Annotated in this window: 20 protein-coding genes; 7 read left to right on the plus strand and 13 right to left on the minus strand. The window is 66.7% G+C overall.

The window, feature by feature from the left end; translation table 11 throughout:
- Positions 1-50 precede the first annotated feature (50 nt).
- The gene (gene leuS / locus ACWEFV_RS16695) at positions 51-2,915 is read left to right on the plus strand and encodes a leucine--tRNA ligase (protein WP_450070977.1); all 2,865 of its coding nucleotides are present in this window, start codon (positions 51-53) and stop codon (positions 2,913-2,915) included.
- A 43-nt stretch (positions 2,916-2,958) separates the two neighbouring features.
- Here the strand turns inward: leuS and ACWEFV_RS16700 are convergent, their stop codons facing one another.
- On the minus strand, positions 2,959-3,633 hold the full coding sequence (locus tag ACWEFV_RS16700; protein ID WP_135459665.1) for an SDR family oxidoreductase: 675 nt from the start codon (positions 3,631-3,633) through the stop codon (positions 2,959-2,961).
- A 77-nt stretch (positions 3,634-3,710) separates the two neighbouring features.
- Between ACWEFV_RS16700 and ggh the strand changes: the two genes are divergently transcribed.
- Positions 3,711-5,051 (plus strand): glucosylglycerate hydrolase, encoded by a 1,341-nt coding sequence (gene ggh, locus ACWEFV_RS16705; RefSeq protein ID WP_135459664.1) that lies wholly within the window; start codon positions 3,711-3,713, stop codon positions 5,049-5,051.
- A 4-nt stretch (positions 5,052-5,055) separates the two neighbouring features.
- Here ggh and ACWEFV_RS16710 read toward each other — a convergent pair whose 3' ends face one another.
- The 5 genes from ACWEFV_RS16710 to ACWEFV_RS16730 form a co-directional block, all read right to left on the minus strand.
- A complete protein-coding gene (locus ACWEFV_RS16710; RefSeq protein WP_135459663.1) occupies positions 5,056-5,538 on the minus strand; it encodes a MarR family winged helix-turn-helix transcriptional regulator in 483 nt (160 codons plus the stop codon).
- Between the two features lie 75 nt (positions 5,539-5,613).
- Positions 5,614-6,351, minus strand: a complete 738-nt coding sequence (locus ACWEFV_RS16715) for an amino acid ABC transporter ATP-binding protein (protein ID WP_135459662.1) — start codon at positions 6,349-6,351, stop codon at positions 5,614-5,616.
- Complete coding sequence (locus ACWEFV_RS16720; RefSeq protein WP_450070978.1) at positions 6,351-8,123, minus strand: ABC transporter substrate-binding protein/permease; 1,773 nt, start codon at positions 8,121-8,123, stop codon at positions 6,351-6,353. Before ACWEFV_RS16720 ends, ACWEFV_RS16715 begins: the two co-directional genes overlap by 1 nt.
- 45 nt (positions 8,124-8,168) lie before the next feature.
- A complete protein-coding gene (locus tag ACWEFV_RS16725; protein ID WP_135459660.1) occupies positions 8,169-8,834 on the minus strand; it encodes a GntR family transcriptional regulator in 666 nt (221 codons plus the stop codon).
- A 103-nt stretch (positions 8,835-8,937) separates the two neighbouring features.
- Positions 8,938-9,762: an LLM class F420-dependent oxidoreductase gene (locus tag ACWEFV_RS16730; protein WP_167858217.1), complete on the minus strand. Its 825-nt coding sequence runs from the start codon at positions 9,760-9,762 to the stop codon at positions 8,938-8,940.
- Between the two features lie 27 nt (positions 9,763-9,789).
- On the opposite strand from ACWEFV_RS16730, the gene ACWEFV_RS16735 reads away from it, so the two are divergent.
- On the plus strand, positions 9,790-10,722 hold the full coding sequence (locus ACWEFV_RS16735; protein WP_450070979.1) for a hypothetical protein: 933 nt from the start codon (positions 9,790-9,792) through the stop codon (positions 10,720-10,722).
- A 69-nt stretch (positions 10,723-10,791) separates the two neighbouring features.
- Positions 10,792-13,923, plus strand: coding sequence for a DUF4132 domain-containing protein (locus ACWEFV_RS16740; protein WP_450070980.1), 3,132 nt, complete (start codon positions 10,792-10,794; stop codon positions 13,921-13,923).
- Here ACWEFV_RS16740 and ACWEFV_RS16745 read toward each other — a convergent pair.
- The 4 genes from ACWEFV_RS16745 to ACWEFV_RS16760 form a co-directional block, all read right to left on the minus strand.
- On the minus strand, positions 13,913-14,806 hold the full coding sequence (locus ACWEFV_RS16745) for an alpha/beta fold hydrolase (protein WP_450070981.1): 894 nt from the start codon (positions 14,804-14,806) through the stop codon (positions 13,913-13,915). The genes ACWEFV_RS16740 and ACWEFV_RS16745 overlap by 11 nt on opposite strands.
- A gap of 83 nt (positions 14,807-14,889) precedes the next feature.
- Complete coding sequence (locus ACWEFV_RS16750) at positions 14,890-15,981, minus strand: inositol-3-phosphate synthase (RefSeq protein ID WP_044514262.1); 1,092 nt, start codon at positions 15,979-15,981, stop codon at positions 14,890-14,892.
- A 57-nt stretch (positions 15,982-16,038) separates the two neighbouring features.
- Positions 16,039-16,584 (minus strand): PadR family transcriptional regulator, encoded by a 546-nt coding sequence (locus tag ACWEFV_RS16755; RefSeq protein WP_167858052.1) that lies wholly within the window; start codon positions 16,582-16,584, stop codon positions 16,039-16,041.
- A 191-nt stretch (positions 16,585-16,775) separates the two neighbouring features.
- A complete protein-coding gene (locus ACWEFV_RS16760; protein ID WP_450070982.1) occupies positions 16,776-17,648 on the minus strand; it encodes a DUF1707 SHOCT-like domain-containing protein in 873 nt (290 codons plus the stop codon).
- A 69-nt stretch (positions 17,649-17,717) separates the two neighbouring features.
- Between ACWEFV_RS16760 and ACWEFV_RS16765 the strand changes: the two genes are divergently transcribed.
- The 3 genes from ACWEFV_RS16765 to ACWEFV_RS16775 all read left to right on the plus strand — a co-directional run bounded on the left by ACWEFV_RS16765 (position 17,718) and on the right by ACWEFV_RS16775 (position 22,346).
- Complete coding sequence (locus ACWEFV_RS16765) at positions 17,718-18,140, plus strand: DUF5318 domain-containing protein (RefSeq protein WP_036443617.1); 423 nt, start codon at positions 17,718-17,720, stop codon at positions 18,138-18,140.
- A gap of 169 nt (positions 18,141-18,309) precedes the next feature.
- Positions 18,310-20,730 carry a transglycosylase domain-containing protein gene (locus ACWEFV_RS16770; RefSeq protein WP_450071027.1) on the plus strand — a complete coding sequence of 807 codons (2,421 nt, stop codon included), beginning with the start codon at positions 18,310-18,312 and terminating at the stop codon, positions 20,728-20,730.
- A complete protein-coding gene (locus tag ACWEFV_RS16775; RefSeq protein WP_450070983.1) occupies positions 20,727-22,346 on the plus strand; it encodes a glycosyltransferase family 87 protein in 1,620 nt (539 codons plus the stop codon). Before ACWEFV_RS16770 ends, ACWEFV_RS16775 begins: the two co-directional genes overlap by 4 nt.
- On the opposite strand, the gene ACWEFV_RS16780 is transcribed toward ACWEFV_RS16775, so the two are convergent.
- From ACWEFV_RS16780 to ACWEFV_RS16790, 3 genes are read right to left on the minus strand one after another with little or no spacing between them, the layout of a single operon-like run.
- Positions 22,337-22,966: a hypothetical protein gene (locus ACWEFV_RS16780; protein ID WP_450070984.1), complete on the minus strand. Its 630-nt coding sequence runs from the start codon at positions 22,964-22,966 to the stop codon at positions 22,337-22,339. The genes ACWEFV_RS16775 and ACWEFV_RS16780 overlap by 10 nt on opposite strands.
- Positions 22,963-23,544 (minus strand): hypothetical protein, encoded by a 582-nt coding sequence (locus tag ACWEFV_RS16785; RefSeq protein WP_450070985.1) that lies wholly within the window; start codon positions 23,542-23,544, stop codon positions 22,963-22,965. The genes ACWEFV_RS16780 and ACWEFV_RS16785 overlap by 4 nt, the downstream gene beginning before the upstream one ends.
- Positions 23,541-24,263, minus strand: a complete 723-nt coding sequence (locus ACWEFV_RS16790) for a hypothetical protein (protein ID WP_450070986.1) — start codon at positions 24,261-24,263, stop codon at positions 23,541-23,543. The genes ACWEFV_RS16785 and ACWEFV_RS16790 overlap by 4 nt, the downstream gene beginning before the upstream one ends.
- Positions 24,264-24,405 lie beyond the last annotated feature (142 nt).

Genomic DNA, 24,405 nt, shown 5'->3' on the forward strand with positions numbered 1-24,405 from the left:
GTGAGACGGGCGGTGAGCTGCTCAAACCGTGGCCTTATACCCTGAACGGCGTGATCGAACCCGCCAACACGTCCCAGCCAGGGCATTCAGAGGACACCCCGCAGCACCGTTACACCGCGGAACTGGCAGGTCAGATCGAGCGCACCTGGCAGGAGACCTGGTCGGACCTCGGCACGTTCAACGTGGCCAATCCGGTGGGCTCGCTGGCACCGCAGGACGGCTCGGCGGTGCCCGCCGACAAGATGTTCGTCCAGGACATGTTCCCGTACCCGTCCGGTGACGGCCTGCACGTCGGGCACCCGCTGGGCTACATCGCCACCGACGTCTACGCCCGGTACTACCGGATGACCGGACGCAACGTGCTGCACGCGCTGGGCTTCGATGCGTTCGGCCTGCCGGCCGAGCAGTACGCCGTGCAGACCGGGACGCACCCGCGCACCCGTACCGAGGCCAACATCGTCAACTTCCGCCGGCAGTTGGGCCGGCTCGGGCTGGGCCACGACGCGCGGCGCAGCTTCGCCACCACTGATGTCGACTTCTACAAGTGGACACAGTGGATCTTTCTGCAGATCTACAACGGCTGGTTCGACACCGCGGCTCGCAAGGCCCGGCCCATCAGCGAGCTGGTGGCCGAATTCGACTCCGGGGCACGCACTCTCGATGACGGCAGGACGTGGGCCGAGCTGTCGGCAGCCGAGCGCGCCGATGTGGTGGACGGCTACCGCCTGGTGTACCGCGCCGACTCGATGGTGAACTGGTGCCCGGGCCTGGGCACCGTGCTGGCCAATGAGGAAGTCACCGCCGACGGCCGCAGTGACCGCGGCAACTTCCCGGTGTTCCGGAAGCGCCTGCGGCAGTGGATGATGCGCATCACCGCCTACTCGGACCGGCTGCTCGACGACCTGGATTTGCTGGACTGGCCCGACAAGGTCAAGGCCATGCAGCGCAACTGGATCGGTCGGTCCACGGGTGCCTCGGTGGAATTCGGCACCGCGGCCGGCGATGTCGAGGTGTTCACCACCCGCCCGGACACGCTGTTCGGTGCCACCTACCTGGTGCTGGCTCCGGAGCACGATCTGGTGGATGCACTGGTCGCCGATGCCTGGCCCGAGGGCACCGATTCGCGGTGGACATTCGGTGCGGCGACGCCGGCCGAGGCCGTCGCGGCCTACCGGGCCGGGATCGCGGCCAAGTCCGATCTGGAGCGCCAGGAGAACAAGACCAAAACCGGTGTGTTCCTCGGTGCCTACGCCACCAACCCCGTCAACGGGCAGCAGGTTCCGGTGTTCATCGCCGATTACGTGCTGGCCGGTTACGGAACCGGCGCGATCATGGCGGTGCCCGGTGGCGACCAGCGGGACTGGGACTTCGCTACGGAGTTCGGCCTGCCCATCATCGAGGTGGTCGCCGGCGGTGACATCACCGAGGCGGCCTACAACGGTGACGGCACCATCGTCAACTCCGACTACCTGAACGGGTTGTCGGTGGCCGAGGCCAAGGACGTCGTCATCGGACACCTCGAGGCCGACGGCCGCGGCCGGGCCCGGATCGAGTACAAGCTGCGGGACTGGCTGTTCGCCCGGCAGCGGTACTGGGGCGAGCCATTCCCGATCGTCTACGACGCCGACGGCCGCGCCCACGCGCTGCCGGAATCGGCCCTGCCGGTGGAACTTCCGGATATCCCCGACTATTCGCCGGTGTCGTTCGACCCCGACGACGCCGACAGCGAACCGTCGCCGCCGCTGGGCAAGGCCACCGAGTGGGTGCATGTCGAGCTGGATCTCGGTGACGGGCTGCAGAGCTACACCCGCGACACCAACGTGATGCCGCAGTGGGCGGGCAGCTCCTGGTATGAGCTGCGCTACACCGACCCGCACAACTCAGAAGAGCTGTGCGCCAAGGAGAACGAGGCCTACTGGATGGGCCCGCGCCCGGCCGAGCACGGGCCGAACGATCCGGGCGGTGTCGACCTGTACGTCGGTGGCGTCGAGCACGCGGTGCTGCACCTGCTGTACTCGCGGTTCTGGCACAAGGTGCTGTTCGACCTCGGCTTTGTCAGCTCGAGCGAGCCGTACCGCCGTCTGGTCAACCAGGGCTACATCCAGGCCTTCGCCTACACCGACGCCCGCGGCAGCTATGTGCCCGCGGCCGAAGTCGTTGAGCGCGAAGGAAGGTTCTTCTGGCCGGGGCCCAATGGTGAGATCGAGGTCAACCAGGAGTTCGGCAAGATCGGCAAGAGCCTGAAGAACTCGGTCTCACCCGACGAGATCTGCGACGAGTACGGCGCGGACACCCTGCGGGTCTACGAGATGTCGATGGGTCCGCTGGAGGCGTCGCGGCCGTGGGCCACCAAGGACGTCGTCGGTGCGTACCGATTCCTGCAGCGGGTGTGGCGAGTGGTGGTCTCCGAAGAAACTGGAGCAGCCGGCGTTACTGCCCACGAGGCACTCGACACCGACACCTTGAAGATTCTGCATCGCACGATTGCCGGGGTGACCGAAGACTATGCGGCGCTTCGCAACAACACCGCGGCCGCCAAGCTGATCGAGTACACCAACCACCTGACAAAGGAGGGGGTGGCGGCTCGCGCCGCGATCGAACCGCTGGTGCTCATGGTCGCCCCGCTGGCACCGCACCTGGCCGAGGAGTTGTGGAAGCGGTTGGGCCACGACACCTCACTGGCGCACGGACCGTTCCCGGTGGCCGATCCGCAGTATCTGGTGGACGACACCGTCGAGTTCCCAGTACAGGTCAACGGCAAGGTGCGCGGCAAGATCACGGTGGCCGCCGACGCGGACAAGGCGGCGCTGGAGGCCGCAGCGCTGGCCGACGAGAAGGTGCAGGCCTTCCTGGACGGCGCCACACCCAAGAAGGTGATCGTGGTGCCCGGCCGGCTGGTCAACCTCGTCGTCTAGCGATTTGTGGAGTTTCGGCCGTCATCACCACGGCCGAAACGGGTCACCCGGGGCGGACCACGATTTCGTGTACGTGACCGTCGGGCGGGGTGGTGACAGCCGTCGCCACCAGCCCGGCGACCGTCTCGGGCTTGAGGAACTTCGCCGGGTCGTAATCGCCAGCGCCGTCGGTCTCATAGGCCACCAGGTCGCGTTGCATCTCGGTGTCGGTGCGCCCGGGGAAGATCGAGGTGACCCGCAGTGACGGTTCGTCGGCGCGCAGTGAGTCGGCGAATGCGCGCAGTGCGAACTTGCTCGCCGAATAGGACGCCATCCCCGGCGAAACCTTCTGTCCGGCACCGGAATTGATGAAGACCACGTGTCCGCGGGCGGCCCGCAGCGCGGGCAGCAGGGCCAGCGTGAGCGCTACCGCGCCGGTGACATTGACCTCGAAGGATGCCCGCCACTGTTCGGCGATGGACTCCGAGACCCGGCCCGGGTATAGCACGCCGGCGTTGTGCACGAGCACATCGAGTTCGGCGAGCACCTCGGTGGCGGATTCGATTGAATCGGCGTCGGTCAGGTCCAGCGGCCAGGTCGGAGCGCCGAGGCGTTCGGCGACCGCGTCGAGGCGGGCCGACGGGCGCCCGGCCAGAAACAGCGTGTGGGTGGGAGCAAGGGCGGCGGCGATGGCCGAACCGATGCCGCCAGCGGCTCCGGTGATCAATGCAGACGGCACGACTGCAACGTTACTGTGACGCCGTTTGGCACGGGGCCGACCTGCGGAGCGGGCCGCGGCGTCGCATCATGGTAGGGATGCCACCGGATCCCAGCTTCGCTCCCACCCAGCTCGCCGCGCGGGCCGCGTACCTGCTGCGCGGCAACGACCTGGGTGTGATGACCACTGCCGCGCCGTTGCTGTATCCGCACATGTGGAGCTGGGACGCCGCGTTCGTCTCGATCGGGCTGGCCCCGCTGAGCGTCGAGCGCGCCGTGGTGGAGCTCGACACCCTGCTCTCGGCACAGTGGCGCAACGGGATGATCCCGCACATCGTGTTCGCCAATGGCGTCGACGGCTACTTTCCCGGCCCGGCCCGATGGGCCACGTCGGCCCTGGCCGCCAACGCCCCGCGGAACCGGCATACCTCCGGCATCACGCAACCGCCCGTGCATGCGATCGCGGTGCAGCGCATTCTCGACCACGCCCGCAGTCGCGGCCGGTCCACCCGGGCGGTGGCTGCGTCCTTCCTGGACCGGCGGTGGGCGGACCTGGTGCGCTGGCACCGCTGGCTGGCGGAGACGCGCGATCAGGACGGCCGCGGCCGCATCACGCTGTATCACGGGTGGGAGTCCGGCATGGACAACTCACCGCGATGGGACAGCGCCTACGCCAACGTGATTCCCGGCAATGTGCCGGAGTATCAGCGCGAGGACAACGCGATCATCACCGACGCCACGCAGCGGCCCAGCGACCTCGAGTACGACCGGTATCTGTGGCTGCTCGAGGAGATGAAATCCGTTCGCTACGACGATGATCTGCTTCCGAAGGTGATGAGCTTCGCGGTCGAGGACGTGTTCGTCTCGGCGATCTTCTCGGTGGCCTGCCAGGTTCTCGCCGAGATCGGGGAGGATTACAAACGCCCCAATGCCGATGTCCGTGACCTCTACTCCTGGGCCGAACGGTTCCGGGTCGGTGTGGTCGAGACCGCCGATGAACGCAGCGGTGCGGCAAGGGATTACGACGTGCGCGCGAAGAAGTGGGTGGCCACCGAGACGGTCGCACAGTTCGCTCCGCTGCTGTGTGGCGGATTGCCGCACGATCGTGAACGCGCCCTGCTGCGGCTACTGGAAGGTCCGCGTTTCTGCGGGCATCCGGACCTGCGGTATGGGCTGATCCCGTCGACCTCGCCGGTGTCGCGGGACTTCCGGTCGCGTGAGTACTGGCGCGGCCCGGTGTGGCCGGTGATGACCTGGTTGTTCTCGTGGTGCTTCGCCCGGCGCGGTTGGGCCGAGCGGGCCTCGACGCTGCGCCGGGAAGGGTTGCGTCAGGCCAGCGACGGGACTTTCGCCGAGTACTACGAGCCGTTCACCGGGGAGCCGCTGGGCAGCATGCAGCAATCGTGGACCGCGGCGGCGGTGTTGGACTGGCTGGGATAGCCCGCTACTCGGACTTGGCGTGGGCGGTCTGAGCCTGATCGTTCTGGACGGCCAGGCGCTCGAGCGGGGCCAGGGCGGCGGCGAGGGTGGCCAGGTCATCTGCGCTCAGGTTGGCCAACCGGGCGGCCAGATCGGCACGACGCGCGGCCAGCGATTCGCGGTGCTGCACCAGCCCGCGTGGGGTGACCTCGACGAGCACGGCACGGAGGTCGGAAGGGTCGCGGGAGCGCTTGACCAGGCCCAGCTTCTCCAGCCGGCGGATTGCCACGGTGGTGGTGGGGGTGCGCACGCGCTCGCGGGCGGCCAGCTCGGTCATCCGGATCGGGCCCTGGTCCAGCAGGGTCAGCAGGATCGAGAGCTGGGCCAGCGTGAGCTCTCCGGCGGTGCCCTTGTTGGTGTCGCCTCGGCGCAGCACCGAGAACACCTTGGAGAGAACGCGTTGCAGCTCTCCGGCCAGCTCTGTGACCTGTGAATCGGGCTCCACCATAATTCGCTAGTCTAACCTGTCTGAAGCTGCCAGGTCGGCAGCTTGTTGGGTTTGGCGCAGGGGTTGCCGTAGCTCTCACAGCACCTGCGACAGGAATCGGCGCAGCCGATCTGTCTCGGCCGCTTCGAAGATCTGCTCGGGGGTACCCGACTCGACCACTTTGCCGTGATCCATGAAGACCACCGCATCGGCGGTGGAGCGGGCGAAACCCATCTCGTGGGTGACCGCCACTATCGTCATCCCCTCGGCGGCCAGTTCGGCAATCAACTCGAGGATTCCCTTGACCAGCTCGGGGTCCAGCGCCGAGGTGGCCTCGTCGAAGAACATCACCTGCGGCGCCATGGCGAGCGCCCGCGCGATCGCAACCCGCTGCTGCTGGCCGCCCGACAGTGTGATCGGACGCACATCGGCCTTGTGCCGGAGACCAACCCGCTCCAGTTGGTCCAGCCCCAATGTCCGGGCATGCTCGGCGCTGAGCCCCTTGAGCTTGCGCGGGCCCAGGGTGACGTTGTCGAGAACGGTCTTGTGCGGGAACAGGTTGAACTGTTGGAACACCATGCCGATGCGTTGGCGCAGGCGGTCGGGATTGTCGGCGAGCACCGAGCGGCCGTCGAGCAGGATGTCGCCACGGTCGGGTTCGTACAAGCGGTTCAGGGTGCGCAGCAGCGTCGATTTCCCGGATCCGGACGGTCCGATGACGGCCGTCGTGGTGCCGGCAGGCACATCCAGATCCACCCCGCGCAGCACTGCGTTCGGCCCGAATGACAGGTGGATGTCCTTGGCGGCCAGCGCGACCGGCTGTGGTGCCGACATCAGATCATCTCCTGGTTGGTCACCGCGGGCAGGGGATCTTCCTCGGCCGGCGGGCGGCCTCTGCGCAGCCGGTTGTCGACGAAGTTCACCAGATGGGTCAGCGGGATGGTCAGCAGCAGATAGAACAGCCCGGCCGCCACCAGCGGTGACAGATTTCCGGTCTGCGCGTTGAGATCTCGCCCCACCTGGAACAGCTCCCGCTGGCTGGCCACCAGACCGAGGAAGTACACCAGTGACGAGGCTTTGAGCAGTGAGATGAACTGGTTCATCAGTGCCGGCAGGACCCGCCGGATGCCCTGTGGAACGACGACCAGGCGCATCGACGAGGCATAGCTGAAGCCCAGGGCGCGTGAGGCTTCCATCTGCCCGGGCTCGACGCTCTGGATGCCGGAGCGGAAGATCTCCCCGACGTAGGCCGCTGCCATGAGCCCGAGCGCCGCGATGCCCAGGGGGTAGGGGCTGTTACCGGTGAGCGATCCGACCACGGGCCCGATGCCCAGCCCGATCAACAGGATGATCACCACTTCGGGCAGGCCGCGGAAGATGTCGGTGTACACCCGGGCGGGCCAGCGTAGCCACCGCGACCGCGAGATACCTGCGACCGCCAGGACCATCCCGAGCACCAGCCCGATGACGCTGGCGCACACGGTCAGGATGAGTGTGTTGGGCAGGCCGGTGCGCAGCAGGTCGGGGATCGCCTGCTTGTAGAGGTTCCAGTCCAGGAAAGAGTCCCGCAGTTGCGCGAGTGTGGATTTGGGTGCGACGGGGGCTCCGGCGGCGGGTTTCTCCTTGGCGGCGGCGATCGCTGCGAAGTCGGGCAGCTGGGGAACGGGCGCGGACTTGGAGCCGGGCTTCCAGCCGGGCGGCAGGGCCCGCGGCACCCAGTCGGAATACAGCTTGGCCCAGGTGCCGTCGGCGATGACGGCGTCCAGTCCGGAGTTGAGCGCGTCGATCAGCGGCAAGTTCTCCTTGGCGACCGCCCACGCCACGAAATTGTCCAGGCTGAACGTGTTCTCGATGATCTGCGCCGGGTCACCGGGCTGCACGGTCCCCGAGGCCTGCTGCGACGGTGCCACCCAGGCATCGATCTGACGGGTCTTGAGGCTGGCGTAGACGGTGTTGTAGTCGGGGAACTTCACCGGCTGTAGGTGAAGCGTGTCGATGACGTAGGCCTCCTGCACGGTGCCCTGTACCACCCCGATGCGCTGTCCGGGGCCGAGCTGGCCGAAACCGGTGATCGGTGAGCCGGTGGGCACCACGAGCGAGAAGTAACCGAAGTCGTAGCCGTTGGTGAAGCCGACGGTACGGCGCCGGGCATCGGTGGTGGTGATCGACGACGACGCCACGTCGAAGCGTCGGGACGCGGTCTGGGCCAGCAGGCCCGAGAAGTCGGTGCCGACGAAGTTGATCCGCAGGCCGAGCTTGTCGGCGATGGCCCGCAGCAACTCGTTGTCGAAGCCGGTGAACTGTCCGGCCGAGTTGATGCAGATGCTGGGAGGCGCATCCGACAACGTGCCGACGGTGAGCACGCCGGGGGTGCTCAGGCCGAGGTTCTCGGTCCGGATCGTGTCCAGGGGGGCGACGGTGGCGGTGGTGTATTTGTCGGCGCCGGGCCCGGTGGCCGCGGCGGCCAGGTTGGTGGGCAATGCGCTGGCGCTGTCCACTCCGGGGGGTGCGCACTGGTCGACGTCCGCGCCTGCCGGTGCTGCACACACCAGCCCGAACAGCATCAGGACCGTGGTCAGCAGCACGGCCGATCGTCTGGCGTCCATCTGATGCAACCTAGTGGGCGGACGCCAGGTGATGAGCGATTCCGCTCAAGGGGACCGTAAGTCGCCCAACACTCCACGCCGGGTCAGCTCGCCGACCATGATCTGCGCCATCTTCTCGGCGCGCTCGGTGCAGGCCTTGCGGGCAGCCTCGGGATCCCGGGCGTGGATGGCGGCGGTTTCCTCTTCGTAGCCGGCCAGAAACTCGGCCTTGGCCTGCGGGTAATTGATCCAGAACTCCGAGGGCGCGAAGCTCTTGCCGGCGCGGATGGTGGCATGCAGGCGCGGCCCCGCGTACTCGTCGTTGATCGCGTCGCGGTACACCCAGCAGGCCTCCTGGAAGGTCTTGGTGTCCTTTGCTGAACGCATCACGCGCAACGTGTCATCGAGATGGGCGATGATGCGGGGGGTGGGGTTTGTGGCGCAGCGCGCCGAGGCGATGCCGTTGAGGATGCCGTACAGCTCGTGATGTTCGGCGACCGTCGCCTCGTCGAACCGGGAGACGAATGCGCCGCGGTGGTACCGCGTCGAGAGGATTCCGTCGTGCTCGAGCTGAACCACGGCTTCCTGGATCGGGACGCGGCTGAGCCCGAGGTCACGGACGATCTCGTTGCGATCGATGCGGTCACCGGAGCGCAGTTTGCCCGTCATCACCAGATTGATGATGTGCGTGACAACCTGGTCCTTCTCCTTGACCCCGTAGTTTTTGGGCACCCTCGGTAACTCCCCCTTTGAGTCGGGACACACACCCCCCGTGCGTTAGCGTTTCGCAAGTTTCTCACGGGCGGCTCCAAAGGGTGATGCGAGTGGCTTCAGCTCATCCGCTGAACTTTGCGTGCCGCCCGTCGCGCCACCGGCACAGGGCCTCGGCGCCGGTCAGGTCGTAGTCGGGTCCGTTGACGCCGACGGTGACGATGCTGACGCCCAGATCTGCCAGCGCATCAGCCTCGGCGAGCATGGCGTCGATGCCGCCGGACTCCTGTACCCCGGCCGAGCGCTGCACGGTGGACGGATCGCGGCCGGTGGTGGCGCAGTGCTCGGCGAGCACCGCTGCCTTGCCCGGGTAGGTGTTGCGGTCGACGAATGCGTGCCAGATGTGAGCGTGTTCGGCCACCAGGCGCAACGTCTTGCGTTCGCCCTGGCCGCCGATCAGGATCGGGATCTCCCGGGTGGGCGCCGGGTTGAGCTTGGCGAGCCGGGCCTCGATGCGCGGCAGCGCTTCGGCCAGATCGTCCAGCCGGCTGCCCGCGGTGCCGAACTCATAGCCGTACTCGTCGTAATCCTTTTGTTTCCAACCACTTCCGATGCCCAAGATGAGGCGGCCGTCAGAGATGTGATCGACGGTGCGGGCCATGTCCGCCAGGAGCTCGGGGTTGCGGTACGAGTTGCAGCTGACCAGTGCGCCGATCTCGATACGCGAGGTCTGCTCGGCCCAGGCGCCGAGCATCGTCCAGCACTCGTAGTGTGCGCCATCGGGATCGCCGTAGAGCGGGAAGAAGTGGTCCCAGTTGAACGCGATGTCGACGCCGATGTCCTCGCAGCGGCGTACCGCATCGCGGATATGGCTGTAGGTGGGGGAGTGCTGTGGCTGCAGTTGCACACCGATGCGTATGGGGTGGCTCACTTTTACGAGGGTACTCAGGGGTGATCCGCAGCATAGGCTGATTGTGTGCAGCGGATCGCGACTGTCGTGCTCGCCGTGTTGCTGGTCGCGATGCCGATCAGCGGGTGCTGGGCCAGGCCGGCTCCCTCCCAGCAGGACACCGGGAGTCCCACGCCGGCACGACCGCAGAACTCCGTGTCAGAGCCGCAGTTCCCACGGTTCGAGGATTTCACCGCGGTCCCCGTAAACGACTACACGAGGCCATACGAAGGAGTTTTCTTCTCGACTCCGAGCGGTTTGGTCTGTGCTGTGGGCTCGGACCGATTCGGTTGCCACGGGGAGATACCCGGTGCCCCCGGCGGCGCGAACGCGGTCGCGGTCAGACCTGACGGCTCAGTGTGGTTCCTGAAGACGGCAGATCCCGTCCCGCAACCCCAGCCGCCGGTGCTGCCGCCTGGCTCACGGCTTTCCGTCGGCTATGTCGATTGCGTGGTCGGTCCCGATGCGTTGACCGCATGCCGGGTTCGCCGCGAACGGCCGGCCGGGTTCGTGGTGCGGGCGGACTCCGCAGCCCTCACTCCCGTGCCGCGTCTGCCCGCCGGCTTCCCCGATCCGCGGCAGTACGTGTTCGACTCCACGAAGGTCTACTCCAAGCACGGTGGGGGCAAGAACATCACCGAGTACTTCGCGGTCGACGGTGACCTGCGTTGTGAGATCACGTCGTTCTCCGGTGTCCGGGCCAGCTGCCGAGGTCCGATGCCGGGTCGCAACGACAATGTCGTCAGCTTGAACATTTCGGAATTGGCCTGGGGCCGAAGTGATGCCGTGATGGATCCCGAGTACGCGGACCCGCTTCCCCATCTCGACCAGGGGCGGGCGGTCAGCAGCCGCGACCCGTACGGGTGGTGCCTGGCGCTGTACGGGGGCGGGGTCGCGTGCAGCGACGACGGGGGTCACGGTTTCGTGATCACCTCGAGCGAAAGCTGGTCGTTCCCCTGAGAATTAGTGCGGCCGGTGACCCTGCAGCGCCGATAGCCTGGGGGAGTTCCGGGCATACACGAAGGGGGAATGTTGACGGCCGTGGTGATGTCCCCGAGTTGGCGCCGGTCGATCCTGCCACGCCGCGACGGCCCCGAGGTGCCGATCGCCGACGTGCGTGACGACGTCGTCGCAGGCATTCGAACCGCGATCACCGACACCCACCGAGTCGAGTTGGAAGCGGTCGCCGGCTACCGCGGAATGGTCGAGGAGCTGGCCGTGGCGCTCCGACGGTTTCTGGCGCCCGGTGGCAACGATCCATTGGGCGCCGCGGTGATTGCCGGACTGGAACTGGTCGCCGATGCCCGGCCGGCGGACTGGGTGGATTTCTGGATCGCCGACTACGGATTCGAGTTCGCGGCGCTGGCAGTGATGCGGTCCCCGCGATGGGTGTTCAATTTCTGGTCCAGCACGGATTACCCGATCCCCCGAATGCCACATGGTGTCGACCGATTCGGACTGGCCCGGCGGATGCGGGAACGGCTCACGCGGATCGAATCCGCCCACTACGACCGAGTGATGTCGGCGATCGACACCGCTCGCGACACCGCACAGGCCAAATGCGCTGCCGCGTTCATGTTGCCGACGAACCAACAGTGGGTCGTCGAAGCGTGCCGCACCCCGATCGGCCTCTCTGAGGACCGCTCGCGCCTGGAGTTGTTGACCTCGGTCGACTCGATCGACGATGTGCACCGCCTGCTCTTCGCGACCAGCGGAGCCTCGTACTACCAGGACTACCGCCACATCCTGCCCACGCTGGTCGATCGGTTCGGTGACGCCCTGGTCCCGATGCTGGACCGGCTGTTGCGCGAGTATCTGTCCAAAGAACGGGTCGGGGTGGTCGCCGAGGCGCTCGCATGTCTGCCCGTCGACGCCGCGTTCGAGACACTGTTGACGTATTCCGGCCGGGAAGGTGTCCGGCCGGGGCTGGCCCGCGCGGTCCGCAACTTCCCGCAGCGGGCGGACCGCCTCCTCGCGGGGCGTGACGACGACCTGGCCCGGGAGTTGCTCGGCGCGGCCGTGCCTGCACCGGCTGCGCTGTCGCAGGCGTGCGCCTTGCCGGAATTGTTGGCCACTCCGCCGTGGAAGCGGGCCGCCAAGTCGCCGAAGCTGCCTGTCCCGTCCCGGCCGCTACGAGCGCCATCACCCGAACTGTTTTGGACTGACGAGGAGCTCACGGTCGCCCGCCGAGTCGCTGCGCAGCCGCCGAGGATGCTGCGCAGCTGGGCCGACATCGAACGGCATCGCGAGGAGTCGGGCGAATGGATCTGTGAGCGCGACATTCTCGTCCACGGTCCAGACCGCCTGGTGGAGAAGCTCATCGCCTCGGGCTGGACACCGCAGTGGCGGCCGTACTACTACGGCGAATGGTGCGGGGCGGCACTCCTTCGGCTCGGCCCCCGCCTGGACTACCTCGCCCTCGCCTACGCGGACAAGTGCTCTGATGTGGCTTACCTCGGCCCCATCCGTAGCGAACTCGTCGCGGTCCGGATCGCCGAATGGCTTTCTGGACAACGCCGTTCGCTGATCGCTGTGGCTCGTGCCTACCTGCACCGGCACGGACCGGACATAGCGCCGTACCTGCTGCCTGCGGCCACCGACGCCGCCGAGACCCGTGGTGCCGCCCACACTGCGCTGCGCTACCTCGCGGCACACAGCTCGGTCGACGAAGTGATCGAGGCGGTGCGCCGGCACGATTCCGAAGCTGTCCCGCTGGTGACGGCGGTGTTGGCCGTCGACCCACTGTTGGTACTGCCGAAACGTGTGCCCCGGCTTCCGGATTGGGCTCGGTCGACGCTGGCTACGCCCGTGCGGCTGGCCGACGGTTCGCAACTTCCACCCGACGCCGTGGAGTCCGTCGCGGTGATGCTGATGCTGTCCGGGCCGGTGCTCCCGTACGCGGGGGTCACCCAGCTGATGGACCTGTGCGACGTGGCCAGCCTCAACGCGTTCAGCTGGGCGCTCTTCGAGGCGTGGTGGGCGTTCGGCGCGCCGGGTGCGCACAAGTGGGCCCTGGACGCGTTGGCGTGGTTTGCCGACGACGAGAGCGTCGACCGCATCGCCGAGATGGTCAAAGCCTGGCCGAGCCAGGGCAGGGGCGGACGGATACCGCACGGGCTGGACGTCCTGAGCACCATCGGCACCGACCACGCGCTGCTGACGTTGTTCCGGCTGTCCAAGAAGGGGCGGTCGAAGCCGTTGAAGGACAAGGCGGCTGAGCGGCTCGGCGAGATCGCCGTCGCGCGGGGTCTTTCCGACGAGCAGATGGCGGATCGCCTGATACCCGACCTCGGACTCGACGAAGCGTCGGCGGCGGTGTTCGACTACGGCCCCCGGCGGTTCACGGTCGAGTTCGACGAATTGCTCCAACCGGTGGTGCGCGACCAGGACGGCGCGCGGTTGCGTAGTTTCCCGAAGCCCGGCGTGCGTGACGACGCCGAGGTTGCCGAGGAGTCGCATCGGCGGTTCACCCGCCTCAAACGCGAGGCCCGAGTCGTGGCCAAGGAACAGCTGCCGCGGCTCGAAACCGCGATGATCCACGAACGGCGTTGGACTGCAACGGAATTTGAACTGATCTTCGCGAATCACCCCGTGATGGTGCACCTGGCCCGGCGTCTGGTGTGGGGGCAGTTCGACGAGTCAGGGTCATTGGCAACCACTTTTCGGATCGCCGAGGACCGCAGCTATGCCGACGTCGACGACACCACTGCGGCGCTGGACCCGGACCTGCCGGTCGGGATCGTTCATCCTCTGCACGGCAGTCTGGCCGGCTGGGCCGAGGTGTTCGCCGACTACGAGATCCTGCAACCGTTTCCGCAGGTGGCGCGTGAGGTGATCCGGGCGACCGGAGAAGACCTGGCCGGCAAGACCCTGCGGCGCTTCGAAGATGCGCGGGCCGAGACCTTCGCATTGCTGGGCCTGGCCAGTCGCGGCTGGACGGTCGGTGAGCCGCTCGACGGCCCGCTGCGGCACGACGTCAGCCGCCCGGCACCCCGGAGTCGATCGGTGGGCATCTGGGTGGATCCGGGCATACCGTTCGATCCGCGGGAGATCGACTCCCAGACCATTCAGGTGGAAGTGAGTGAGGGTACGTTCGGCGATCTCGGTGTGGTGTTCACCTCAGAGGTCGTCACCGATGTCACGGCGGTGCTCAGTCGCTGAGCAGGCCGCGCAGTAGCTGCACGAGTGCCGCCGGCTGATCGCCCTGCACCGAATGCCCGGAGTCGGCGACGACGTGCGTGCGCTGGAAGCCGGGCGCGGTCCTGGCGAAGGTGTCGGCGTCCTCGTCGTTGACGAAGAACGAGTTGGCCCCGCGGATCAGGGTGGTGGGCATGGTGATCGCCGGGACGTCGTCCCACAGGCCCTCAAACCCGTCACCCTTGCGGAACGTGTCGTACCGCCAGGTCCAGGTGCCGTCGTCGAGCTGTTTGGAGTTGTGGAAGACGCCGCGCCGCAACGAATTCCGGTCCCGATGTGGGGCGGCCGCGACGGTCACGTCGAGCATCGCCTGGAATGTCGGGAAGGTGCGGTTGTCCCGCACCAGGGCGACGGTGCCCATCTGGGCCTTGGTCATCTCGTTGTGCCGCTCGGGTGCCGACGGTGTGACGTCGACGAGCGCGAGTTCGGGTACCAGCCGGGGTTCGGTCGCCGCGATCCGCAGCGCGGTCAGGCCGCCCAGCGACATGCCGACCACCAGTCGCGGGTTGGGGGCGTGCGCCTCTAGGACCGGAATCAGGCTCGCCGCATTGAGTTTCGGGCCGTAGTCGCCATCCTCGCGCCAGGCCGAACGGCCGTGGCCGGGCAGATCGACGGCCAGGGCGGTTTCGCCGAGGCCGAGGATCACGGTGTCCCAGGTGTGCGCGTTCTGGCCGCCGCCGTGCAGGAACACGATCCGTGGGGCGTCGGTGCCGAATTTCAGCGCGCTGATCGGCCCCTGCTCGATGCGTTCGACCGCAGGCAGCGGGCCACTCGCGCCGATCTGTTCGGCGTTCTCGTGCAGCAGGCCGAACTCGTCAAGACCAGTCAAAGCGTCGTCGCTCACCACGGGCCCTTTATACGCCGAGAGTGCGGTGAGATCGCATCCGGACGGAAATTCGCGATCTCACCGCACTCTCGGTGAAAGAAGAACTAGCCCTCGATGAAGGTCTCCAGCTCGACGCGCGCGACGTCGTCGGCGATCTGCTTGGGCGGGCTCTTCATCAGGTAGGCCGAGGCCGCCTCGATGGGGCCGCCGATGCCGCGGTCCTTGGCGATCTTGGCGGCGCGCACCGCGTCGATGATCACACCGGCAGAGTTCGGCGAGTCCCACACCTCGAGCTTGTACTCCAGGTTCAGCGGCACGTCACCGAAGGCGCGGCCTTCCAGGCGCACGTAGGCCCACTTGCGGTCATCGAGCCACGCGACGTGGTCGGACGGGCCGATGTGGACGTTCTTGTCCTCGACCTTGCCGGCCAGCGAGCCGGTCAGGTTGGAGGTGACGGCCTGGGTCTTGGAAACCTTCTTGGACTCCAGGCGCGAGCGCTCCAGCATGTTCAGGAAGTCCATGTTGCCGCCGACATTGAGCTGGTAGGTGCGGTCCAGCGTGACGCCGCGGTCCTCGAACAGCTTGGCCATCACGCGGTGGGTGATGGTAGCGCCGACCTGGCTCTTGATGTCGTCGCCGACGATCGGGACACCGGCGTCCTCGAACTTCTTGGCCCACACCGGGTCGGAGGCGATGAACACCGGCAGCGCGTTGACGAAGGCCACGCCGGCGTCGATGGCGCACTGGGCGTAGAACTTGTCGGCCTCTTCGGAGCCCACCGGCAGGTAGGAGACCAGCACGTCGACCTTGGCGTCCTTGAGCGCCTTGACCACGTCGACGGGCTCGAAGTCGGAGATCTCGATGGTGTCGGCGTAGTACTTGCCGATGCCGTCGAGGGTCGGGCCGCGCTGCACCGTCACGTTGGTCGGCGGCACGTCGGCGATCTTGATGGTGTTGTTCTCGGAGGCGAAGATGGCCTCGGACAGGTCGAAGCCGACCTTCTTGGCGTCCACGTCGAACGCGGCCACGAACTTCACGTCACGCACGTGGTAGGGGCCGAACTTCACGTGCATCAAGCCCGGCACGGTCGTGTTCTCATCGGCGTTGTGGTAGTACTGCACGCCCTGGACCAGTGACGATGCGCAGTTACCGACGCCGACGATGGCGACCCGGATTTCTCCTGCGTGCTCAGACATGGACGATCTCCTTACTCGTTCTGTGTGCTCGGCCTGGGGCCATGTGCGGGGCTGTGCTCATGCGTTTTCCGAGCGTCCCTGCGCCGTACGTTCGGCCGCGATCAACTCGTTGAGCCATTTGACTTCTCGTTCACTGGACTCCAGGCCCAGCTGGTGCAGCTGACGGGTGTAGCGGTCGAACGAACTACTGGCCCGCGTCACGGCTTCGCGCAGACCTTCCCGGCGTTCCTCCACCTGACGGCGCCGCCCCTCCAGGATTCGCATCCTGGCCTCGGCCGGGGTGCGGTTGAAGAAGGCGAGGTGGACACCGAACCCGTCGTCGGAGAAGTTCTGTGGCCCCGTGTCGGCGACCAACTCGCTGAACCGCTGCTTGCCGGCATCAGTCAGCTGATACACCCGCCGAGCCCGGCGCACCTTGGTCGGTCCCAAGGGTGCGGCGTCCTCGACGATCAGGCCGTCGGCCTGCATGCGACGTAATGCCGGGTAGAGCGAGCCATACGAGAACGCTCTGAACGCCCCCAACAGACCCGTCAATCGCTTGCGCAGCTCGTAGCCGTGCATCGGTGATTCGAGCAAGAGGCCCAGGACTGCGAGCTCCAGCATCGAGATCACCCCTTTCGACAGATCAGATGGAATTGATCGCTACGACGGATCAACACCTCGCCAAACTGTATCGCGCCGATATATTTGGCGCCAAGTGAATGCCGATAGTCATGGACCGGTGGCCGGGCCCGAGCGTCACGTCGGAGCGATGACGAAGGCCCGGCGAATGACGGCGGCAGCCGAGGGCCGGCTCACCCGTTGTTGCGGTACATCCCCTTGACGGTGCCGTCCGGGTACAGGTTGATGGTCCCGCCCCCGAAATCGCTGCTGACGATGACATCGATGTTGATGGCCTCAGGCGTCGACGGATCTTCGGACGGTGTGATGCGCAGCCAGGTGCTCTTCACGTCGGCGCGTTTGGTGTTGAGCGTGTCGGGCGCGCCCCGCATGATCCCGAGGACCTTCTCGTAGTCGAACGCCGCGAGGTCGACGAGCCGGTCCTCGCTGTTGAGAGTGCTGGGCGAGCTGCTGGGATCGCCCCATCCGCCGGTGTACCGGTAATAGACCTTCATCCGGCTGTCCCGCGGGTCCGGCCGATACGCCATCGCCGAGTCCGGATCGATGTGCAGTTCGAAGCCCATGGTGTTGCCGAACTTCTGGCGCATCTGCTCGAACAGTCCCTTGACGCCGTTGAGCGATTGCAGCTGTGTCGGCGGGGTCAGCACCACCGGGGCGATGCCGTCGGGCACGGCTCCCGGGTCGGGGTTGAAGCTCAACGGTGAGGAGGTGTTTCCGTACAAACCCCAGCCGATACCGATCCCGAGCACGACCAGTACGGCGGCCGAGGCCAGCCGCAGCCCCCACCCGGAGCCGGCCGGCTTGCGGACGCGGGGCAGGCGGGGCTTGGTCAGCGTCGGCAACTGCACAGGTGAATCCGCGTTCTGCAGATCCTCGACCAGACGGGCGAGATCCCCCAGGGTCGTGGCGTTGGTCGCCGCCGACACTCGTTGGCGGTGCTCTTCCATGGACAACTGGCCCTCACCGAGTGCGTTGTCGAGCACTTTGCAGGTGTCGTTGCGATCGCTGTCTTTGGCCCGCGTGGTCGCGGTCTGCCGAGTTGCCACGCCGATGATCGTAGGAGCTGTGACGCGGTCGCGCCTCGGCGTGTAGGGGGTCGACGTACTCTGGTCATCGTGCGATTGCAGAGACAGGTGGTGGACTACGCGCTTCGGCGGCGGTCCCTGCTGGCTGAGGTCTATTCGGGGCGCACCGGCGTCTCGGAGGTCTGTGACGCCAACCCGTACCTGCTGCGCGCGGCAAAGTTTCACGGCAAGCAGAGTTCGGTGATGTGTCCGATCTGCCGTAAAGAGCAGCTCACGCTGGTGTCGTGGGTTTTCGGTGATCATCTGGGCCCGGTGTCGGGCTCAGCGCGCACCGCGGAGGAGCTGGTGATGTTGGCAACTCGTTACGACGAGTTCGCAGTCCATGTGGTTGAGGTATGCCGCACCTGCAGTTGGAATCATTTGGTCAAGTCATATGTCCTGGGCGCGCCTCGGCCGCCGAAGGCACGTGGCACTCGAGGCACGCGCAAGTCGGCGCGTACGGCCAGTGAATAGCGAAGGGCGCCATAGCCGGTCAGCCAACGACATCCGTAATGCGGCTGACCGCCTCGGCGCGCGCGAAAACCGGCCGCCTGCGCGAGAGAACCCACCGGCTCGGGAGAACCCGCCTGCGCGGGAGAAGCCCCCGATGCTGGAGAAGCCCCCGATGCTGGAGAAGCCGCCGATGCGGGAGAACCGGGCTCCGGGTCGCGAGAAGGCACCCACGGGACGGGAGAACGGTCCCGCGGGTCGTCCCGGTCGTCCGGTGGTACCGCCCGACGATCGGCTCACCACGGTGCTGCCGCCGGTACGTGACGGCGGGCCGGCCCCGCTCGATGTCGTCAGGGCGGCGATGGGCGGCACACCGCCACCCAAACCGCAGCCACCCAAATCTCCGCCTCCGCCCCCGCCGCCGGGAGGCGGCCGTGGATCGGGCCCCTCGGGTCCGTCGGGGCCGGGCCCCAAGGCGACGCGGCAATTCCACATCAACTGGAAGTTGGTGCGACGCCTGTCGATAGCCGCGGTGGCGGCAATGATCCTGCTTCCGCTGGTGACCTTCGGTATGGCGTACATGATCGTCGACGTCCCGCAGCCCGGTGACATCCGCACCAACCAGGTATCGACGATCCTGGCCAGCGACGGCAGCGAGATCGCCAAGATCGTGCCGCCCGAAGGCAACCGGGTCGACGTCGGCATCGACAAGATCCCGGAGCACGTCCGCAATGCGGTGATGGCCGCCGAGGACCGCGATTTCTACACCAATCCGGGCTTCTCGTTCACCGCGCTGTTGCGCGCGATCAAGAACAACCTGGTGGGCGGTGATCTGCAGGGCGGATCGACCATCACTCAGCAGTACGTCAAGAACGCATTGGTCGGTGACGAGCGCTCAGGCGTCGGCGGTTTGATCCGCAAGGCCAAGGAGTTGGTCATCTCGACCAAGATGGCCAGCGAATGGTCCAAAGACGCTGTGATGCAGGCGTATCTGAACATGATCTATTTCGGTCGCGGCTCGTACGGGATCGCTGCGGCGGCCAAGGCGTACTTCGACAAGCCGGTCGAGCAACTCAACGTCGCCGAGGGCGCCTTGATGGCCGCGCTGATCCAGCGCCCGTCGACGCTGGACCCGTCGGTGGACCCGGAGGGCGCTGCCGAGCGGTGGAACTGGGTGCTCGACGGCATGGTCGACATGGGCGCGCTGTCAGCCCAGGACCGGGCCGGTCAGGTGTTCCCGCCGACCGTGCCGCCGGACCAGGCCCGCCAGGCAAACCAGACCACCGGCCCGAACGGACTGATCGAGCGGCAGGTCACCAAGGAACTGCTGGATCTGTTCGACATCAGCGAGCAGGCCCTGAACACCGAGGGTCTGCAGGTCACCACCACGATCGACCCGCAGGCCCAGCAGGCCGCGGAGAACGCGGTGTCGAAGTACATGGACGGGCAAGACCCCGACATGCGGACCGCGGTGGTCTCGATCGATCCGCATGACGGTGCGGTCAAGGCCTACTACGGCGGCTCCGACGCCAATGGCTTCGACTTCGCCCAGGCCGGTCTGCCGACGGGTTCGTCGTTCAAGGTGTTCGCGCTCGTCGCGGCCCTGCAGCAGGGCATCGGCCTGGGCTACCAGGTCGACAGCGGGCCGATCACCGTCAACGGCATCAAGATCAGCAACGTCGAAGGTGAGGGGTGCGGCACCTGCTCGATCGCCGAGGCGCTCAAGCGGTCGCTCAACACCAGCTACTACCGCCTGATGCTCAAGCTCGAGCACGGTCCCGAGGACGTGGCCAAGGCCGCACACGATGCCGGCGTGGCCGAGAGTTTCCCGGGCGTCGAGCACACACTGTCCGAAGACGGCAAGGGCGGCCCGCCGAACAACGGTGTGGTGCTGGGCCAGTACCAGTCCCGGGTGATCGACATGGCCTCGGCGTACGCGACGCTGGCGGCCTCCGGCGTCTATCACAAGCCGCACTTCGTGCAGAAGGTCGTGAACTCCTCGGGGCAGGTGCTGTTCGACGCATCCAGCCAGGACAACGGTGAACAGCGGATCGACAAGGCGGTCGCCGACAACGTCTCAGCGGCCATGCAGCCGATCGCCGGTTGGTCGCGCGGACACAACCTGGCCGGCGGGCGCGCCTCGGCCGCCAAGACGGGCACCAACCAGCTCGGCGACACCGGCGACAATCGCGACGCCTGGATGGTCGGATACACGCCGTCGCTTTCGACCGCGGTCTGGTTGGGTACCTCGGACGGTGTGAACCCCTTGAAGACTCCGGGTGGTGGCCCGGTCTACGGATCCGGGCTGCCGTCGGACATCTGGAAAGCCACGATGGACGGTGCGCTGAAGGGTAGCGACAACGAGACGTTCCCGAAGCCGACCGAGATCGGTGGCTATGCGGGTGTGCCGCAGGCCCCTCTGCCCCCGCCCGCTCCCGGTATGCCGGGCGGCCCGCCGATCGCGGTGATGCCCTCGGAGACCGTGATTCAGCCGACCATCGAAGTGGCCCCGGGCATCACGATTCCCATCGGCCCCCCGACGACCGTGCCGATCGGACCGCCGCCGGGAGCTCCATTTGCGCCGGGCGGTCCGGTGCCACCGCCGCCTCCGTGACGGACCGGGTATCGCCGGCTCCGCTCGCCGAGGACGAGCGGAGCGCCGACGACCGCGACCTACCCAGCCGCAATGACCGGCTGGCCGAGGCGCTGTCGCAGACGGTCGGCGGACCCGTCGGCCGTCATGCGTTGATCGGGCGCTCACGGTTCATGACCCCGCTGCGAGTGATGTTTGTGATCGCCGTGGTGTTCCTGGCGTTGGGATATACGACCAAGGCCGCCTGCCTGCAGACGACGGGCAAGGGCACCGCAGGCGAGCGGGTGGCCAACTGGGAGAACAACCGGGCTTACTACGAGCTGTGTTACTCCGACACGGTTCCGCTGTACACCGCAGAGCTGTTGAACCTCGGCAAGTTTCCGTACAAATCCAGTTGGGTCGAGAACGACTCGACCGGCAAGCCGCGCATGCAGTACGACGGCAGCCCGGCGATCCGCTACATGGAGTACCCGGTGCTCACCGGGGTTTACCAGTACGTGTCGATGTCACTGGCCAAGACCTACACCGCGGTGACCAAGCTGGTGTCGGTCCCGCTGGTGGCCGAAGTAGTGATGTTCTTCAACATCTCGGCTTTCGGCCTGGCGCTGGCCTGGTTGGCCACGATCTGGGCCACCTCGCGCATGGCCGGCCGGCGGGTGTGGGATGCCGCGCTGGTGGCGGGGTCCCCGATTGTGATCTTCCAGGTGTTCACCAACTTCGACGCGCTGGCCACCGCAGCCGCCGCGGGCGCGATGCTGGCGTGGGCTCGGCGAAAACCGGTGTGGGCCGGGGCGTTGATCGGAATTGGCGTGGCGGCCAAGCTGTATCCGCTGTTGCTGTTCGTCCCGCTGGTGCTGCTCGGGCTGCGCACCGGCCGTCTGCGTGAGGTCGGCAAGGCGGCGCTGACCGCCGTCGTGACGTGGTTGCTGATCAATCTGCCGATCATGGTGCTCTTCCCGCGGGGGTGGTCAGAGTTCTTCCGGCTCAACACCCGTCGCGGCGACGACATGGACTCGCTCTACAACGTGGTGAAGTCGTTCAGTGATTGGCGCGGCTTCGACCCGGACCTCGGTTTCTGGCAGCCGCCGACGGTGCTCAACACGGTCACGGCGGTGTTGTTCGCGGCCTGCTGTATTGCGATCGGCTACATCGCGTTGACGGCACCCCAGCGGCCCCGGGTGGCGCAACTGGCGTTCCTGGTGGTGGCCACCTTCCTGCTGACCAACAAGGTGTGGAGCCCGCAGTTCTCACTGTGGCTGGTGCCGCTGGCGGTGCTGGCGCTCCCGCATCGCCGAATTCTGTTGGCGTGGATGACGATCGACGCCCTGGTGTGGGTGCCGCGCATGCTTTATCTGTACGGCGAACAGAACAAGGGACTGCCCGAGCAGTGGTTCACCACCACCGTGCTGCTGCGCGACCTCGCGGTGATCGTGTTGTGTGCGTTGGTCATTCGCCAGATCTATCGTCCGGAGCTCGATCGGGTCCGCCACGGCGGCCGCATCGACGATCCCACCGGCGGGGTGTTCGACCGCGCGCCCGACAACCCGCCGCGCTGGCTGCCGGACTGGCTGCGGCCCTCGGCTGACCGAGTCCGGATCGAACCGGCTCCGGCGGAGCCTGTTTCAGCTCAGCCCTGATAGCCCGGATACGGGGGATACCCCTGGAACGGTGAAGAAGCCTGAGCCGCATCCGGGTTCTGCGGACTCTGCGTTGCGCAGATCCACCCTGTGGTCGACGACAGCAAGACCAGTACCAGCGTCAACAACGGGAAGCCGAACCCCAGCACAGCGAGGATGGCGAACGCGGCGGGTTCGTGGGTGGGTTTACCTGAGATGCCGATGAGCAATTCAGCGAAGCTGAGCAGCCCGAGCAGGATGGCCACAGCGCATCCGCCGACGATGAGCCAGCGGCCGATCATCTTGTGCCGCCACAGCAGTATCGCTCCGCTGAAGAGCACCAGCCCGAAGGCGATGCTGAACAGGCCCAAGACTGTGCCCATGGCGTCGAATTCACGGTCACCGATCATGACGGCCACGCACACTCCGCCGAAGAAGATGCCGAACAGTCCGCCAAGTAGCGCCAGGATGCCGGCGGTGATTGCGGTGGCACCGCTCGGGTTGCGGGGCGGTGTCGAATCGCCGCCCGGGTAGCCGGCCTGGTTCGAGTAGACCGGCGGCTGGACCTGGAAACTGGGCTGTTGCGAAAAGTTCTGTTGCTCGGGAAACCCCTGACCCTCGGGCCAATTGGGAAAGGTCACAGATCCGCCCGGATCCACGCCGTGGTTGACGGCAGTGAAGCCGTCACGATGATGGCAATCGGCAGTGCGAGGCTCAGGATTGCCAGCCCGTTGATGGCACCGGCCCCGTAGCTGGATGTCGCGGCCAGACTCAGGCCGAGACTGATCAGGCTTCCCGCGATGATCAATCCGCAGCCGATGACGATGAGGCGGCGGCCAATCATCTTGTGCCGCAACAGCGCCACCGTGCCGGCCAGGAGCAGGAGTCCGCAGGCGACGCTCAGCAGCGTCGCGAGGACCGTCATTGCGAGCACTCCGGGGGTTCTCAGGGCCAGGGTTCGCAAGCCCGCGTCGCCGGCCAGAGCGGCGAGTCCGGTCAGGCCGAGGATGCCGTTGCTGAGGGTCAACAGGGCGCCGATCCCGGCCAGGACAGCTGTGAGGATCGCCGTGACCCCGCTCGGCGATGCCGTAGGCGCCGGCGCCAGTTCGTTCGGCTGCGATTCGCCCTCCGGATGGTCAGGTTGTTGGAGGCCGAGCTGTTCCGCGTAACCGGGCTGAAGGGAATAATCCTGACCCTCGGGTCCATGGGGAGAGGTCACTGTGGCTCCGATCGTGGGAGAAGGGCGTACCCGCACATACGGATTCGCAGATCAGCGAGGGTCACCAGCCCGGATACGGCGGGTAGGGCTGGGGCGCAACCGGTTTCTGCTTCGCTTCGATCCATGCCCCAGTCGATGGCAGCAAGGCCAACACGAGTGTCGCGATGGGGAAGATGAGCGACACCAGCGACAGTGGGTTGGTGCCGTCGGTAAAGCTGCTGTAGTCGCTTTCCAGGGCGGCACCGAAACCCGAAACTGACCAGGCCGCCGAGAATGGCGACGGCGCAGCCGCCGACTACGAGCCAGCGGCCGATCATCTTGCGTTGAAACAGCAGTACCGCCCCGACGAGGAGCGTCAGGCCGAAGATGATGCTGAGGAGCATCGAAACGACCATCAGCGCATAAGTTCCGCCGGAAGCGTGCCTGAGGCTGCCGATAGCGACGAGACCGAAGACGGCGACTGCTCCGGCGCCCACGCCGAGTACCCCGCCCAATCCCGCCAGGGTGGCGGCGATCATCCCCGTGGCCCCGCTGGGTTCACCCGATGCCAGTGCATAGGGCGGTTGTCCGCCTGGGTAGCCGGGTTGTTGCGGGAAACCGGGTTGTTGCGGTTGGCCCAGCATTGGTGGAAAACCGGGTTGTTGTGGATAGCCCGGCTGTGGCGGATACCCGGGCTGGTCAGGAAACCCCTGACCAAATGGCCCGTTGGGAAAGGTCACAGATCGCCCCTCGATCTTCGATGTTCGACAGGCCCACGCTATGCGGATTTCGCAGATCAGGGCTGTTTCCGGTAGCCTAACCCGGTTGCCGACGCAGGCGACCCTCCTGCCACGGACACGCCGTGGCCGCAACGACCATAGG

Source organism: Mycobacterium sp. NPDC004974, from assembly GCF_053600815.1.